At 61.4% G+C, this 16,154-nt stretch carries 15 protein-coding genes; 7 read left to right on the top strand and 8 right to left on the bottom strand.

What is annotated here, in order from left to right; all coding sequences use genetic code 11:
* The first annotated feature begins 15 nt into the window (after nt 1-15).
* Nucleotides 16-2,298 carry a methyl-accepting chemotaxis protein gene (locus tag SJY08_RS04610; protein WP_377274846.1) on the top strand — a complete coding sequence of 761 codons (2,283 nt, stop codon included), beginning with the start codon at nt 16-18 and terminating at the stop codon, nt 2,296-2,298.
* Nucleotides 2,299-2,365: 67 nt separating this feature from the next.
* Here SJY08_RS04610 and SJY08_RS04605 read toward each other — a convergent pair whose 3' ends face one another.
* The 4 genes from SJY08_RS04605 to SJY08_RS04590 all read right to left on the bottom strand — a co-directional run bounded on the left by SJY08_RS04605 (nt 2,366) and on the right by SJY08_RS04590 (nt 7,772).
* Nucleotides 2,366-2,743 (bottom strand): DUF779 domain-containing protein, encoded by a 378-nt coding sequence (locus SJY08_RS04605; RefSeq protein ID WP_377274845.1) that lies wholly within the window; start codon nt 2,741-2,743, stop codon nt 2,366-2,368.
* A 160-nt stretch (nt 2,744-2,903) separates the two neighbouring features.
* Nucleotides 2,904-4,418 carry an aldehyde dehydrogenase gene (adh, locus tag SJY08_RS04600; protein WP_300888338.1) on the bottom strand — a complete coding sequence of 505 codons (1,515 nt, stop codon included), beginning with the start codon at nt 4,416-4,418 and terminating at the stop codon, nt 2,904-2,906.
* A gap of 136 nt (nt 4,419-4,554) precedes the next feature.
* A complete protein-coding gene (locus SJY08_RS04595) occupies nt 4,555-5,511 on the bottom strand; it encodes a helix-turn-helix domain-containing protein (RefSeq protein WP_054151509.1) in 957 nt (318 codons plus the stop codon).
* Between the two features lie 146 nt (nt 5,512-5,657).
* On the bottom strand, nt 5,658-7,772 hold the full coding sequence (locus SJY08_RS04590; RefSeq protein WP_377274844.1) for a putative bifunctional diguanylate cyclase/phosphodiesterase: 2,115 nt from the start codon (nt 7,770-7,772) through the stop codon (nt 5,658-5,660).
* A gap of 265 nt (nt 7,773-8,037) precedes the next feature.
* Between SJY08_RS04590 and SJY08_RS04585 the strand changes: the two genes are divergently transcribed.
* The 5 genes from SJY08_RS04585 (at nt 8,038) to prmB (ending at nt 13,784) form a co-directional block, all read left to right on the top strand.
* On the top strand, nt 8,038-8,637 hold the full coding sequence (locus SJY08_RS04585) for a 50S ribosomal protein L25/general stress protein Ctc (protein WP_054151508.1): 600 nt from the start codon (nt 8,038-8,040) through the stop codon (nt 8,635-8,637).
* Nucleotides 8,638-8,847: 210 nt separating this feature from the next.
* The gene (locus SJY08_RS04580) at nt 8,848-11,226 is read left to right on the top strand and encodes an EAL domain-containing protein (protein WP_377274843.1); all 2,379 of its coding nucleotides are present in this window, start codon (nt 8,848-8,850) and stop codon (nt 11,224-11,226) included.
* Between the two features lie 24 nt (nt 11,227-11,250).
* Nucleotides 11,251-11,991, top strand: a complete 741-nt coding sequence (locus SJY08_RS04575; RefSeq protein WP_054151506.1) for an ABC transporter substrate-binding protein — start codon at nt 11,251-11,253, stop codon at nt 11,989-11,991.
* A 78-nt stretch (nt 11,992-12,069) separates the two neighbouring features.
* On the top strand, nt 12,070-12,786 hold the full coding sequence (gene pth / locus SJY08_RS04570) for an aminoacyl-tRNA hydrolase (RefSeq protein WP_377274842.1): 717 nt from the start codon (nt 12,070-12,072) through the stop codon (nt 12,784-12,786).
* Between the two features lie 68 nt (nt 12,787-12,854).
* Nucleotides 12,855-13,784, top strand: coding sequence for a 50S ribosomal protein L3 N(5)-glutamine methyltransferase (gene prmB, locus SJY08_RS04565; RefSeq protein WP_377274841.1), 930 nt, complete (start codon nt 12,855-12,857; stop codon nt 13,782-13,784).
* Nucleotides 13,785-13,794: 10 nt separating this feature from the next.
* Here the strand turns inward: prmB and SJY08_RS04560 are convergent, their stop codons facing one another.
* Together SJY08_RS04560 and SJY08_RS04555 are read right to left on the bottom strand one after the other, a co-directional pair.
* Nucleotides 13,795-14,193, bottom strand: a complete 399-nt coding sequence (locus tag SJY08_RS04560; protein WP_069043699.1) for a hypothetical protein — start codon at nt 14,191-14,193, stop codon at nt 13,795-13,797.
* Between the two features lie 43 nt (nt 14,194-14,236).
* Nucleotides 14,237-14,845, bottom strand: a complete 609-nt coding sequence (locus SJY08_RS04555) for a TetR/AcrR family transcriptional regulator (protein ID WP_153762519.1) — start codon at nt 14,843-14,845, stop codon at nt 14,237-14,239.
* 166 nt (nt 14,846-15,011) lie between these two features.
* Between SJY08_RS04555 and SJY08_RS04550 the strand changes: the two genes are divergently transcribed.
* The gene (locus tag SJY08_RS04550; RefSeq protein WP_377274840.1) at nt 15,012-15,416 is read left to right on the top strand and encodes a RidA family protein; all 405 of its coding nucleotides are present in this window, start codon (nt 15,012-15,014) and stop codon (nt 15,414-15,416) included.
* A gap of 11 nt (nt 15,417-15,427) precedes the next feature.
* Here the strand turns inward: SJY08_RS04550 and SJY08_RS04545 are convergent, their stop codons facing one another.
* Together SJY08_RS04545 and clpS are read right to left on the bottom strand one after the other, a co-directional pair.
* Entirely contained in the window at nt 15,428-15,835 is a 408-nt protein-coding gene (locus SJY08_RS04545; RefSeq protein WP_377274839.1) for a hypothetical protein, read from the bottom strand.
* Between the two features lie 5 nt (nt 15,836-15,840).
* Complete coding sequence (gene clpS / locus SJY08_RS04540; RefSeq protein WP_006725606.1) at nt 15,841-16,149, bottom strand: ATP-dependent Clp protease adapter ClpS; 309 nt, start codon at nt 16,147-16,149, stop codon at nt 15,841-15,843.
* Nucleotides 16,150-16,154: the final 5 nt, after the last annotated feature.

Here is a 16,154-nt window from a genome sequence, read left to right as displayed (position 1 = left end):
ATGTTTTCTGGAGGAATGGGTGTGACGGGTTCGAACGGAACGAATGCGCGTACAAACGTGCTGTCGTCGGTGAAGGCAAAATTCGCGGGGCTGGTGGTTGGAGCGACGCTAGTGTCCTGTATGGCTGTCGGCCTGTTGAGCTACCAGGTCGGCAAGAGCGGACTGATCGATGCCAGCAAGCTGCGCCTCGAAAGCGTTGCCGCAACACAGGCCAAGGTGCTCACCGCCTATGAAACCCGCATTCAGCAGGCGCTTGGCGAACTCGCACAGAACACCGCGATCGGTGAAGCCGCCGACTCTGTTGCGACGGTCATCAAGATCGAGGAAGCAAAGATCCGCGAGGTCTTCCAGGATCCCGGCAAGAACTCTGAGGAACGCGCGTCAATCGACGGATCAGGCCTCAAGCTGCTTTACGGTGTCCGCCACGCCTCCATTCACGGCGCCATTGCCAGCACGCGTCAGAACACCAATGTCAGCGATATCTACGTCATCGATAACGCTGGGCAGATCATCTATTCGGTCACCAAGGGCGACGCATTCCTGACCAGCGTCTCCGATCCCGCCAATGCCGCGTTGAAGGCGGCCTTCGATGCGGCGCAAGCTGGCGACGTCTCCCAGGTCCACGCCATTGGCTTCACTGACATGCAGGCTGAAGACGACGCGCGCTCGGCGCTGGTCGCCCAGCCCCTGGCGATTTCGGTCTGGGGAGAGGTCGTCCGCAAGGGGGTCATCGTGATGCGTGTGGGCACAACTCGCTTGACGGCATCGATCACGCCCGACGGCATGGGCCAGAGCATTGATGACAGCGTTCTGCTGGCCGAGGACGGCAGCCTGCGGGCAGGAACCTTTTCCGGCGGCGCCAATGCCGCCGTGCCACAAGCACTCGTGACAGCAGCACGCGGCGGAGCCAAGGGTTCCGACTTCGCAGCCTCCGGTGATCGCACCCTGTTTTATTCCTTCACGCCCGTCACCCTATTCGGCCAGAAGAACCTTCTTGCGATCGGCCAGGACGAACGCGGCATCCTGGCGTCTTCCAATGAGCTGGCCAAATGGGCCCTGGTAGCAACCGTGGCCGTCCTCGTTGTGATGGGTGGCATCGGTATCGCCGTTTCCTCCAGCCTCACGCGCCCCCTCACCCAGTTGGCAGGCCTGATGAACCGTCTGAACAACGGCGACACCGAGATCGAAATCGACGGAACCGGACGACGCGACGAGATCGGCCTTATGGCGCGGGCCCTCGACAGCTTCCGCCGCAGCGCACTGGAAAAGGAGCGCATCGAGAAAGAGGCCGAGAGCCGCGATCTCGAGATGAACGCCGAACGGCGCGAGCGCGAGGCTGAAAAGCAGCGTAGCGCCCAGGAACTTCAGGAAGCCGTGACTGCTCTAGCCGCGGGCTTGAAGAACCTTTCGGACGACAAACTGCACCTGCGCATCCACACACCGTTTGTGCCGGAGCTTGACCATTTGCGCATCGACTTCAATGGCTCCCTCGACAAGCTTGAGGAGACCATTCGCGCAATCATGGCCAGCGCTGACACCATTCGTGGTGGTTCGAACGACCTCAAGGGCGCATCAGCCAACCTTGCCCATCGCACCGAACGGCAGGCCGCATCGCTTGAGGAAGCAGCCGCCGCGCTGGGCGAGATGACCGGCAGCGTCAACGACGCCTTGCGTCGCTGCGAAACAGCCGTACAGGTCTCGGCTGGTGCCCTGAAGGGGGCAAAGGCCTCCTCTGAAGTGGTCAACGAAGCCATTGTCGCGATGCAGCGGATCGAGGAGTCCTCCTCCAAGATCCGCCAGATCATCGATGTCATCGACCAGATTGCCTTCCAGACCAACCTTCTCGCGCTGAACGCGGGTGTCGAGGCGGCCCGTGCCGGCGAAGCCGGCAAGGGCTTCGCGGTCGTTGCCCAGGAGGTGCGTGAACTCGCTCAGCGGTCCTCTACCGCAGCCCGCGACATCAACGGACTGATCAACGCCTCGACAAGCAATGTCTCCGATGGCGTGGCCCTGGTTCTGCAGACGGGAGAACGCCTGCACACCATCGAGGACAACATCGCCGCAATCAACGATCAGATCGGCGCAATCGTCGACGCATCAAGGGAACAGTCCGCCCGACTTTCCGAAATCAACGCCTCGGTCAACGATCTCGACCAGATGACCCAGCAGAACGCAGCCATGGTCGAGGAAACGACGGCTGCCGCCTTCGCACTCGCCCAGGAAGCGGACGGCCTGACCGAACAGGTCTCACGCTTCACCATCGGCCAGCGCGAGGGCTCCGCCCGCCGCGCCGCCTGATCGCCTGCATCCGCAATCCAACCTGACCCGCCGATCTCAAGCGGCGGGTTTTTAGTCTGCAGAGACTTCAGGTCGGAAGACTGCAGGCATCGCCCCCGGAAAACAGCCGCGAGCGTGTGAGAAAGCGCCGCTCACGGCCATTGTCGAGCGAGAACATGCCCCCTCGCCCCGGCACCACGTCGATGATCAGCTGGGTATGCGCCCAGACGGCATACTGGCTGCCGCTGATGTAGAACGGCACGCCGCCGATCTCGCCGAGCTTCACATCCGTTTCGCCGACCCGGTAGTCGCTCGCCGGATAACACATAGGCGATGACCCGTCGCAGCATCCACCGGACTGGTGGAACAGAATGTCTGGATGGTCCTGTTTGATCTCGGCGAGAAACGCGAGTGCGGCTTCGGTCGCGATGACGCGGGGTTCACCTGGATTGGAATTGTCGGTCACGGCGGTTCCTTCCAAGTGCGTTGCGACGGGACCCACCCTCCCCTTGAGGGGGAGGGTCGGCACGCAGTGCCGGGGTGGGGTGACCGATCGGGCAATTGAACCATCACCCCCACCCGCAGCTTCGCTGCGACCTCCCCCCTCAAGGGGGAGGTGGCGGGCCTCAGAAAAACCCGAGTGCCTTCGGGCTGTAGGACACCAGCATGTTCTTGGTCTGCTGGTAATGGTCGAGCATCATCTTGTGTGTCTCGCGACCGATGCCCGACTGCTTGTAGCCGCCGAAGGCCGCATGGGCCGGATAGGCATGATAGCAATTGGTCCACACACGACCGGCCTGGATGTTGCGGCCGAAGTTGTAGCAGGTATTCGCATCGCGGCTCCACACGCCGGCACCGAGGCCATAAAGCGTGTCATTGGCGATTTCGAGCGCTTCCGCCTCGTCCTTGAAGGTGGTGACGGAGACAACAGGCCCGAAGATCTCCTCCTGGAAGACGCGCATCTTGTTATGGCCCTTGAACACGGTCGGCTTGACGTAATAGCCGCCGGCCAGTTCGCCTGCGAGATTGTTGCGCTCGCCGCCGATCAGCACTTCGGCGCCCTCCTGGCGACCGATATCCATATAGGACAGGATCTTTTCCAGCTGCTCGGACGATGCCTGCGCACCGATCATCGTCGACATGTCGAGCGGGTCACCTTGTTTGATCGCGGCAACGCGCTTCAGTGCCTTCTCCATGAAGCGGTCATAGATCTTCTCGTGTACCAGCGCGCGGCTCGGGCATGTGCAGACCTCGCCCTGGTTAAGCGCGAACATCGCGAAACCTTCGAGCGCCTTGTCGAGATAGTCATCGTCCTCGCGCATGACATCCTCGAAGAAAATGTTCGGCGATTTGCCGCCGAGTTCCAGCGTCACCGGAATGAGGTTCTGGCTGGCATATTGCATGATCAGACGGCCGGTCGAGGTCTCGCCGGTAAAGGCGATCTTGGCAATGCGGGGGCTGGTCGCGAGCGGCTTGCCAGCTTCGAGGCCAAAGCCGTTGACGATATTGAGCACACCAGGCGGCAGAAGGTCACCAACCAGTTCGATCCAGACGAGGATAGAAGCCGGTGTCTGCTCGGCAGGCTTCAGCACGACGCAGTTTCCGGCAGCCAGCGCCGGTGCCATCTTCCAAGCCGCCATCAGGATCGGGAAGTTCCACGGAATGATCTGACCGACGACACCGAGCGGCTCATGGAAGTGGTAGGCGATCGTGTCGTGGTCGACCTCGCCGATCGTGCCTTCCTGGGCGCGAATGCAGGAGGCGAAATAGCGGAAGTGGTCGATGGCGAGCGGAATATCGGCCGCCATGGTCTCGCGCAGCGGCTTGCCATTGTCCCAGGTCTCGGCGCGGGCGAGAAGTTCGAGGTTATCCTCCATCCGCTGCGCGATCTTCATCAGGATGTTGGAGCGTTCCGTCGACGACGTCCGGCCCCATTTGTCCTTGGCGGCATGGGCCGCATCGAGCGCCAGATTGATGTCGTGCTCATCGGACCGGGCGATGTCGCAGAGCTTGCCGCCGGTCACCGGCGTCGTGTTCTCGAAGTAGCGGCCATTGACCGGCTCGCGGAATTCACCGCCGATGAAGTTGCCGTATTTCAGCTTGAACGGCGAAGCCGCAATCGTCTGGACCTGAATGTTCATCTGTCATCCTCCCTGTGAAAGGACCCCTCCTCGGGTCCTGATGGCAGGATGATTGCTGCGTTCCGGCGCAGGAGATAGTGGCGCGAAACAGTGCTGCAGCGCACAGTGTTTCAGGAATGCGACACCTATCGGCCCGTCAGTGCAGCTGGAAGCGCTTCATCTTCCGATGCAGTGTCGCGCGGCTTATGCCGAGCATCTGGGCTGCTTGTGAGACGTTGCCATTGGCACGTGAAAGCACGCGGCGCAGAGCCGCCCGCTCGGCATCCTCGAGGTCGCTGGTCGCTTCGCCGCGCGTCTCGCGCAGCGCATCGGCAGCCGGAAGTCCCTGCGCGATCAGCCCGTCATCGAGCTTCAGGGCAAGACGCGCCGCCTTGGTCGCGCCGAGGATCAGGTCGTCCCCATCGACCGCAATCAATGCGGACAGGGAGTTCGCCTGGGGCACCATGACGATCCGCGCGCCGGCAAACGCCTGGCGGAAGAGATTGCTTTCGACCCGGGCTGCGGCATCCCGCACGGCCTGCGAAAGCACTGCGAGCGTCATATCCGAGACATCGTTGCGGCAGGTGGAAACATCGAGTGCTGCCGTTAGCCGGCCGAGATGGTCGCGAATTGGCGCGGTCGCGCAGGACAGACCGATATTGGCGCTCATGAAATGCTGGTCGCGGTGGATGACGACGGCACGCTCGTCGGCCAGCGCCGTACCGATCCCGTTTGTCCCGACACTCGCCTCGCTCCACAGCGTCTGCTGCCAGAGCCCCAGCGCCCGGAACTCGACATCGTCACCGGGCGCACCACGCCGGTCGACCACGATGCCGTTCTGATCGGCGAGAATGATGCAACAGCCGGATTTTCCGACCAACTGATAGAGCCGGTCCACCTCGTCGGCGGAGCTGCCGATCAGCCGCTCCATGCGCTCGCGCGCTTCGCGATACATCGCCTCTTCGACCAGAACCGGCTTGCGCGCCTCTTCGGGTTGCAGGTGGTAAAGATTGAGGCAACGGCTCCACGAGGCAGCGACCGGCGAGGTCACAGCGGCTGATGCCTTCTGCGCCGTCGAATACACGAGTTCGGAATGTCTGAGATCCTGACGCATCTGCTCCTCCCAAAGCACGGGCTGCAGTATGCGCCTTCCGGCTCCAGAGGCAATCGCTCATATAAGCGGCAAATGATCAGCCAACATTTCGTCGCCCGGAATGGCGCAAATCTGCGACACTTTCAAAATGCGTCTATTTCGGGCGCTCAGGCCGCCATATCGGCAGCGCCGCCAGACTTGAGAGGCTCCCCGCTCGGCACCGAGGACAGCGCGGGATTGACGATATCCTGCAGTTCCGAGAGCGGCTGCGGTTTGCCATACAGGAAGCCCTGAACCTGCTGACACCCCTCCTGCTGGAGGAAGCGCAGATGCTCCGCATTCTCGACGCCTTCTGCCAGCACGGGAATGTCGAGGCTCTGGGCCAGAATGAGCGTCGAGCGGACGATGGCGGCCGACTGGCGGTTCTCCACGACGCTGTCGATGAAGCCCCGGTCGATCTTGATCTTGTCGAAGGGGAAAAGCTGCAGCGTCGAAAGCGAAGAATACCCAGTGCCGTAGTCATCCATGGCAATGTTGACACCAATCGCCTTCAGCTGGCGGATGATATGCAGTGCATGCTGCTGATCATCAATGATCCCGGACTCGGTGATCTCCAGTTCGAGGCGCGCCGGATCGAGACCCGACTCATCGAGAATTTCGCGCACCCGCTCGGGCAGCGCTGAATTGGCCAGCTGCTTGGGCGCAACATTCACGGCGATCTTGAGCGGATTGCGCCACTGCACGGCTTCCAGGCAGGCCTGACGCAGCACCCAGTCACCGAGCTCGCCGATGAATCCTGTCCGCTCCGCGATCGGAATGAATTCGGACGGCGGAACCATGCCCCGTGTGGGATGAGACCAGCGCAACAGAACCTCGAAACCGACCACCTCGCCGGTCTGCGTGTCGTTCTGCTTCTGGAAATACAGCTGAAACTCGTTGCGCAGGAAGCCGGCCCGCATGTCCATCGCGAGCGCGCTCCGCTCGCGAGCGGCCTGGTCCATGGACTTGTCGTAGAAGCAGACATTGTTCGAGCCGGCCGACTTTGCGCGATACATGGCAATATCAGCCTGCGCCATGAGGTCGTCGATGTCATCGGCGCCGTCCGGGAAGGTGGTAATCCCGATGCTTGTCCCGACGGACAGTGTCAGCCCCTTCCATTGGATCGGCGACACCAGTTCGGAAATGATGCCCCGTGCAAAGGCCTCGGCAGCACCTGCGGTGAACAACCGGGGACTGACCGCGATGAATTCATCCCCTCCGATGCGGGCCACGAATTCACCCGGTTTCAGGCTCTCCGACATGCGCTCGGCAACCACGCGCAGCACGTGGTCACCTGCCGCGTGACCGTGCACGTCATTGATCTCCTTGAAACGGTCGAGATCGAAGGAGAAGATGTAGATGCGATCGTTGCGCGCAGCCGGGCGATCCATGAGATGTCCGAGACGCTCCATGAATGCCATGCGGTTCGGCAAGCCGGTGAGCGCATCATGCAGCGACAGCTGGCGATAGCGCTCGACCGCCGAGCGGTTCGATTGCCGGTCGATGACATAGGTCATCGCGCCGATCACCAGGATCAACAGCGTGACGAAGATAAGCACCACCGTCATCACGTTTTCGGGCAGCATGTTCACCGGCAACGAAGCACCAAAATTCGGCTCGACGGTCAACGCTGTCATGCCGATGAAGTGCGTCGACGCAATGGCCAGCACGAGTGCGGCGCCACCGCCATAACGGCAGAATTGCGTGACGGGCCGAGCCACGCGATTGGTGGCGAGGGCGCCGAACAGTCCTGCCGCCACGAGAGACGCCCAGACGTAGTTCATGTTCCAATGCAGATCCGCCTGAACCTGATAGCCAGACATGCCGACATAATGCATCGATGCAATGCCCGCACCGACGAGCGCTCCACCGGCTTCGATGAGGAAGCTGCGCGTAGTCACGGCGGCAATGAAGAGACCCATGCCCGTGATCACGATGGCGAGCATCAGCGAAAGCAGCGTCGCGGTCGGTTCATAGCCGGCAAGGGCATCGGCCTCATAACCCATCATGGCGACGAAATGTGTGGTCCAGATGGATGAACCGCCAATAATGGACGTCAGTGCAATCCAGCTCGCACGCACCGGACCCCGCGTACTGCGGACGCGGCTGAAGAGGCGCATTGTGAGAAGCGACCCCAACACGCAGATAAGAACAGCGGCGATCAGTGAAACCGGGTCGTGATCGACAGCAATGCAGGTTAGAACGGCGAGCATGGGCAAGAACCAGTTTGAATTGACGGCCAAACCTAGCAGTGGTCAATTTCAAAATGCTCACCGCGCATGGTTACCAAGTTGTGTTTCACGCCCCGTTGGCGAGCAGCCGGGTCACAAGCGCGTTATGCGGCGGTTTCTCCCGCATAACCTTGCTATTCCACCGCATCTGGTCTATAGGCGCCCGATCCGCACAGACACCCTTGGAGGCAATGTGGATGGGACCGGCAACGGTCTCCGGTTCTGGCATGACCAAGATGCGTCGCCAGGGCTCTCCAGTAACTTGAAAGGTAAAGCCATGAGCCACGCTTCTTACGAGCTCAAGGCCGTAGCACGCGAACGGGTAGGTAAGGGGTCCTCCCGCGAACTTCGCCGCAACGGTCTCATCCCGGCTGTCATCTACGGTGACAAGCAGGCCCCGATTGCGATCTCGATCAACACGAACGAGATCACCAAGCGCATCCACGCCGGCGGTTTCATGACCACCGTCGCCGTCATTGAAGTCAATGGCGAAAAGATCCGCGTTCTGCCGAAGGACTACCAGCTCGACGTCGTTCGTGATTTCACGATGCATGTCGACTTCCTGCGCGTATCGGCAAACAGCCAGGTTTCGGTTCAGGTCCCGGTTCACTTCATCAACGAAGAGAAGTCCGCCATCAAGACCGGCGCCGTTCTCAACATCGTTCGCCACGAAGTTGAACTGCACTGCCCGGCTTCGGACATCCCGGAAGCGATCACTGTTGACCTCGCTGGCCTCAAGGTCGGCGATGCGATCCACATCTCGGCCGTCAAGCTGCCGAAGGGCGTGACGCCTGTAATCGCCGACCGCGACTTCACGATCGCTACGATCGTTGCTCCGGCTGGCGGCATGGAAGAAGAAGGTTCGGCTGAAGCCTGATCGATCTGATCCATTTGACGGATTGAGCCCACCCTTTGCGGGGTGGGCTTTTTTGTTGCTTACGCGCGGCTGTAGAAGAGACTCGAATCCAACTATTTCTCTTTAGGCAAGTTTAAAGTATTTCGTGAAACGCTCCGCCTCTCAATCATTGCGTGAGGGAGCACTGAGCAGCATGCCGCATCATCCCGCGCCGCTTGAGGCGGACCGTTGATGACCCGTTCGGTGGAGAGCCGCTTCCTGGCGATCGTGGGAACGACGATTTTTATCCTCGTCGTGCCGCTCTTCGCGTTGTTCCTGTGGCTGGCGACGGAACGCGCCTCCGACGAATTGCAGCAGAACCTCGACATCCTGCTCGCCGCGAATGCGCAGGCGCTCGCCAAGCCGCTCTGGGACTTCGACCAGGAAAGCGTCGAACAGATCACCGCCACCATCGTCTCGAACGGCCCTGTCAGCCGCGTCAACGTCAAGGACGTCTCGGGCGGCATTGCCGTCTCCATGCCCGCACTGCCGAAATGGCCGAAAAACGGCCTGGAATCGATCACCCGCGAGATTTTCTACCAGGCGGTCGAAGGCCCCAAGCTGGTCGGCACCATCACAATCTATTACAGCCGGATCGACATCTTCTCCTCGCTGCGCCAGGCAGAGGTCATGCTGATCGGCATCTTCATGCTGGCAGTCCTCTGTGTCGTCGGCGCGGCCATCATCGGCAACCGCCTGATGGTCATGAAGCCGCTGCTCAAGCTCACCGCTGCGATCGAGGCGACCCGCCGCCTGGGCTCCCGTCACCATGTGGACTGGCAGTCCAACGACGAGATCGGTCGGCTCGCCCGCAGCTTCAACGCCATGCAGATCAAGCTCGAGCAGGAGGAGGACGAGTTGCGGCTCGCCCATCGCCGCGCGACCGACATCTACAATACCACGCCGGCCATGCTCTTTTCGCTCGATGAAGAAGATCGCATCACTGGCGTCAGCGACTACTGGCTGCTCGCCACCGGCTACCATCGCCAGCAGATCGTCGGCCGTCGCTTCATCGAACTGGTGCCGCCAGAAGCGCGCGCCGCCTATCTGGAGCGTAAGAAGACGCGCTCCATCGCCGACGTTCTGGAAGCAACGACCCAGTTCGTCTGCGCCGATGGCATCGTGATGGACGTCCTCATCGCCGAAGCAAGCCGCAAGATCGAGGGCGCCGAGGAAGACCTCTCCCTGTCGGTCATGACCGATGTAACGGCGCTGAAGCAGTCCGAGGAGCGCAACCATCGCCAGGCGATCACCGACCATCTGACCGGCCTACGCAATCGCAAGGGCTTTGAAACAGCCCTCGACAGCGAGATCGTCGCCACGGACGCCGCGGGCGAAGAACTTGCCTGCATTTTCGTCGATCTCGACCGCTTCAAGTGGATCAACGACAATCTCGGCCACCAGGCCGGCGACCTCGTGCTGTGCCGCTTCGTGGAGCGCATGCAGGAACAGCTTCCGAAGGGCGCGATCGCCGCAAGGCTGGGCGGTGACGAATTTGCCATCCTGTTGCGTGGTGTCGCGATCGAGGACGCGGCGACCGCGATCAGCCGTGCACTCTGCAACATTTTCGTCGACCCCATGTCGATCGAGGGCTCGACCGTGCGCTTGAGCGCCAGCATCGGCATCGCCCTTTATCCGCGCCATGCCGCCAATGCCACCGAATTGCTGCAGAAATCCGACATGGCGATGTACAGCAAGAAGCGCGACGGCAAGAATGGCGCGCAGCTCTACGACCCGCAGATCCAGGATCACACCCGCCGCCGTGCCGAAATCGAACATGACATCGAGGAAGGTCTGAAGGAGGACTGGTTCGATGCCTTTTTCCAGCCGATCGTCGAGATCGAGAGTGGCCGGACGGTCGGCTATGAAGCCTTGATGCGCCTCGTCCACCCGCAGCGCGGGGTTGTGCCACCGGCAGAAATCATCGGCGTCGCCGAGGAAACCGGCGCGATCAGCCGCCTCGGCGGCCATGTGCTTGAGAAGGCTCTTTCCAACCTTGCCCGCCTGAGTGCGGCCACCGGCAACCACGAGGCCTATCTCGCCGTCAACTTCTCGCCGTTGCAGTTCGATGCATCACTGCCGGTAAGGCTGGCAGCCCTCACCGCCCATTTCGGCATTGAACCGCGCCGGATTGTCATCGAGATCACCGAAGCGACGCTGCTGCACGACAATCCGCAGATCCGCACCATCCTCGATGAATTCAACCGCTATGGTTATCGTCTCGCGCTCGACGACTTCGGCACGGGCTATTCTTCGTTGAGTTATCTCAACCGCTTCCCCGTCGACATCGTGAAGATCGACCAGTCCTTCATCCGATCGCTGACCGAGGACGAACCCGAACTCCGCCACAAGAGCCGCATGCTCGTCGAAGGCATAACCGCCATCTCCCACAAGATGGAATGCACTGTCGTCGCCGAAGGCATCGAGACGGATGAACAGCGCCGCATTCTGGAAGAATTCGGTGTCGACTATGGCCAGGGCTACCACTTCGCCCGTCCGCAGCCGCTGCCGAAGCTGATCGAACTCGCCCTGTCCGCCCCGACAAACCTGCCAAAGGTGTCCGCAGGCTGACATCATCAGAAAGAGGGAACCGCAATGAAAGTCTTTACCATCATGCTTTCACTTGCGGCGGCCCCGGTCGCCGCCGCAGACATCGTCCATTTCACCACGGAAGATTACCCGCCCTACAATTTCAGGGTGGGAAGCGAAATCCGCGGAGCCGGTTACGACCAGGTTCTTCTGATGATGAAGGACATCAACGTCCGCTACACCATTGAAATGATGCCCTGGGCCCGCGCAATCGCGCTTGCCGAGAGCGAACCGATGCACTGCGTCTTCACCACAGCCCACATCCCCGAGCGGGACACGCGCTTCAAATGGGTGGAGCCGATTGCGGTTGGCCGCAACTTCATGGTATCGCACAAGAATTCCGGCATCAAGGTCGCCAATATCGAAGAGGCCAAGCGCCACATCGTCGGCACCCAGCGCAACGACTACACCCAGACCCTGCTGGAGAACGAGGGCTTTCCGAAGATCGACCTCGCCACCGACCTGAAGCTCACGCTGAAGAAGCTCGAGAGCAAGCGTATCGACCTGATGCCGATCTCGGAGCAGCATTACATCGAGCTGCAGGAGAAGGGCGTCGACCTCGAAGCCCAGTTCGTGTTCTCCGAGCAAAAGTTCGCCATCGCCTGCAACGTCAATTTCCCTGAGGATCTGCTGGCCCGGATGCAGGGCGCGCTGGACAAGCTGATTGCCGACGGCACCCAGGCCGAGATCTTCGACACCTACAATCTGCGCTATTCGAATATCGGTCAGGTCGCCGCCAAACCCTGACGGCCCCGACATCAGTCTTGACTTTCGAACCGTTTCGCTGTCGGGAAAGGCCATGAACCTCAAGACGGATCTCGGGCAATGATCATCCTGGCCGGCCTCGGCAATCCCGGTGCGCAGTATCAGAAGAACCGGCACAATATCGGCTTCATGGCGGTCGACGCGATCCAGCGCCGCCACGCCTTCTCGCCATGGGCTAAGAAATTCAAGGCCGAGATCTCCGAAGGCACGCTGGCCGGCGAGAAGGTCATGCTGATCAAGCCGCAGACCTTCATGAACCTGTCTGGCGAAAGCGTCGGCGAAGCCATGCGCTTCTACAAGCTCGGCCCCGAAGACATCGTCGCGATCTATGACGAACTCGACCTCCTGCCCGGCAAGGCCCGCATCAAGACCGGCGGCGGCCATGGCGGCCACAACGGCATCAAGTCTATCGATGCCCATTGCGGCCTGAACTACAGGCGCCTGCGCCTCGGCATCGGCCATCCCGGCGACAAGTCCAAAGTGCACAACCACGTGCTCGGCGACTTCGCCAAGCTGGACGCCGAATGGCTGGATCCGCTGATCGAGGCACTGGCCGACAATGCCGAGATGCTGGTGCGCGGTGAAGACTCGCAGCTGATGAATAAGCTCGCGCTCGCAACCGGCAGCAAGGCTGAGGACGAAAAGCCAGCAAAGGCGCCGAAACCCGCCCAGTCCCATATCCATCAGGCCCGCAATTTCAACCAGCCGAAGAAGCTTCCCGAGAGCGGCCCAATGGCCGAGATGCTGAAGAAGATGTTCGGCCCCAAGGGCGATTGACCACACCCTCACGAGCACGCCCTGCCCCGCCCTTAACCGATTGCCGCGCAAACGACCGGAAGACCGCCATGAGCCACGACATCACCACCGACCTCGTCACCCTGCGCGACTATTGGCGTTATGCCATCTCCCGCTTTAACGCCGCAGAACTGAGCTACGGCCACGGCACACACACCGCCATCGACGATGCCGCGTTCCTCATCCTCGACAGCCTCGACCTGCCGATCGACACGCTCGATCCCTTCCTCGACGCGAAGCTTCTCCCCGCAGAACGCCGCCTGCTCGCCGACCGCATCGAGACGCGTGTCGCGACCCGCAAGCCCTCTGCCTATCTGACTGGCCGATCCTACATCCAGGGTCTGCGCTTCTTCGTCGACGAACGCGTAATCGTGCCGCGCTCGCATATCGGCGAAATTCTCTTCAACGAATATGGCGGCGAATTCGGCTCAACCTTCCTGCCCGATCCATTTGCGGTCGAAAGCGTCGTCGACATCTGCACCGGCTCAGGCTGCCTCGCGATCCTCGCCACACGCTTCTTCCCACTCGCTGCAGTCGATGCCGTCGATCTCTCCGCCGATGCGCTGGAAGTGGCCGAAAAGAACCGCCAGGCCTATGGCCTCGAAGACCAGCTGACGCTGTACCAGGGCGATCTCTTCACGCCACTTGCCGGCCGCAAGTTCGACCTGATCATCACCAACCCGCCCTATGTCGATCACGAGGCTATGGACGCGTTCCCGGCCGAATACCGCGCCGAGCCCGCCATGGCCCATGACGGCGGTGAAGACGGCCTCGACCTCGTCCGCACGCTGCTCACTGAGGCCCCCAAGCACCTGAACCCGGGTGGCGGCATGCTCTGCGAAATCGGCCGCGGCCGCGACATCCTCGAAGCCGAATTCCCCGACCTCGATTTCCTCTGGGTCGAGACGACGGAAGAGGAAGACGCGGTGTTCTGGATCAGCGCGGAAGCACTGGGCGTGAAGGCAAGCAAGGGCAAGTGAGGCGAGGCTATCACCACTCGAAGGTTTTGACCCGATACCAGAAGAGATCGACGAGTGCTGCGAGGCCCCAGTCGATCCAGTAGGCCGTGACCTTCGAGGCATCGGGGACGAGCAGCAGCACGATTAACCCGCTCAGCATGGCCCAGCACACCGCAAGCCGCAGATTGTGCAGGCTGTCGAGGCGGTAGTAGCCTGCCTCGTCATACTCGGTCTTGAAGACCATGTCGGTCCAGCTGTAGCCGTCGCTGATCACGAGATCCATCATCGGCCGGTCCGACAGGCGGTCCGGCAAGATGTTGAAAACGGCACGCGAAACATGCCCCAGTGCACCCATCAGGGCGAGCACAGCCAGCGCCACGGCATAGTGCCAGGTGGCCGCTTCGGCGAGTGTCTGCGGGTCGGGCGTCATGGTGGAAGTCTAGTCGGCAGACGTAATAAATTGGTTTCAGGCCTCAGGTTTGGCCGGCCTGCACCGGCTTCGCTAGAAGCCCCTCAACAAGCACCCGGAACGCCTCCTGCGCTTTCGGCAAGACACTCTCGGGCTCCGCACTCGCCGCGATCCACATCGCGGCATTGAGCGCGGCACCGCTGATCAGCCGCGCGGCCGCCTCCGGATCGACCGGCTTCAGGATGCCTTCCGACATCAGGTCCTCGACGGCCTGACGGGTCACCTGAAGGCAGGAATTCTGGCTCGGCCATAACGAGGGATCACCGAGCACCGCAGGCCCGTCGAGCAGCACGATGCGCTGCACCTCGGGGTCTAGCGCCATCTCGATATAGGCTGCCCCCTCGGCTAGGAGTGCATTCCACCCCTTTCCTGCCGCCGCACCTCGCGCCTTGGCGCGCTCGGCCATCTCGCTGTCGATCTGGTTGACGACGGCGGCAAACAGCCCGCGCTTGTCGCCGAAATTGTGGTAGAGCGCCCCCCGCGTCAGCCCAGCCTCTGCGGTGAGCGCATCCATAGAGGCATCCGCAACGCCCTTGTCCGCAAAGGCCTTGCGCGCAGCAGCGATCAGCTTGCTGCGATTTTCCGCCATGCTTTCAGACCGTGTGCGCTTCACACTATTCTCCTGACTTCACATACATTGCGTATATGAATTTGACATACGACCCGCATGCGAGTAGCTCTACATACGCGACGTATATGAAATTCTCAGCCTGCAGCCAAGCGGCATTTCACCGACCCACCCTTGGGCGGAACGATGCCGCATGCCCGAAAAGATACCCATGACCAAGCCTGAACCCGTCTTCCCCGCAAACAGACACGCCCTTTACGAACAGCATGGCTATTCCGCCGCGATCCGCACCGGCGACCTGCTCTTCGTCTCCGGCCAGGTCGGAAGCCGCGAGGACGGCACGCCAGAACCGGACTTCGAGGCCCAGGTCCGCCGCGCCTTCGCCAACCTCGAAGCGACACTCGCCGCCGCCGGCTGCTCACTTGCCGACCTCGTCGACGTCACCACATTCCACACCGACCCGGAGACCCAATTCGCAACTATCATGAAGGTAAAGGCGGAAGTCTTCCCCGCCCCACCTTATCCGAATTGGACGGCGGTCGGCGTCAACTGGCTGGCCGGCTTCGATTTCGAGATCAAGGTGATCGCGCGGATTCCCGGGACGCCGGCAATCTGAGGTATCGCCCCTCAGGGCCGCGTTGCCAACGCGGCTTTAAGCATCTCGCCGGCATGCATCTCGAACCACCGCAGCATGTCGGCGGTGCCGGCAGCTTCTCCGATACCTGGCTTCGCGCCACAGAGTTCGGCGCAAGCAGCAGCCATCGCCGTCAGGATCCGGGCGGTCTCCGGCACATAGGCGAGATCGTCATCGGTTTGATGACGCCGACGAATGATGGCGTAGCGCATGGTCTCCGGATAGGTCCATGCGCTCGTCAACACATCCTGCACACTGACGGCCTGGCCATTGACGACCGCTATCGCATCACGATCGGTCTCGCGATACCCCGCTGTCTCGACCTGTTCGCAGAAGTCGATGGCAGCCTGCATCATACGTCTGACAAGGACCCAATCGGTCTGCGCAGGTGCATTCGCCATCTGCCTCACTCCTCCGGTTCGGCCGTGAACAACAGCGGCATGCCCGCTTCCTTGGCGAGGTCCATGGCTTCCGTCACCTTCGTCTCGGCGATCTCCCGCGTGCAGACGACAACCACCGCCGAGCCAAACTTGTGCGCTGTCATCATGACGCGGTAGCCGGTCTCCTCGCTCATCCGGAACACGACCTTCAAGACGATCGTCACGAATTCGCGTGGCGTATAGTCGTCATTGTGCAGGAGCACCTTGTAGAGCCGCGGCTTCTCCACCTTGGGCTTCGTAACCGTCTTCGGCGTCAGTACCGTATCCTTCGCCATAGGTT

Source organism: Rhizobium sp. R86522 (assembly GCF_042466255.1).
Taxonomy (GTDB): Bacteria; Pseudomonadota; Alphaproteobacteria; order Rhizobiales; family Rhizobiaceae; genus Allorhizobium.
This window is presented reverse-complemented; position numbering and strand designations above follow the sequence as displayed.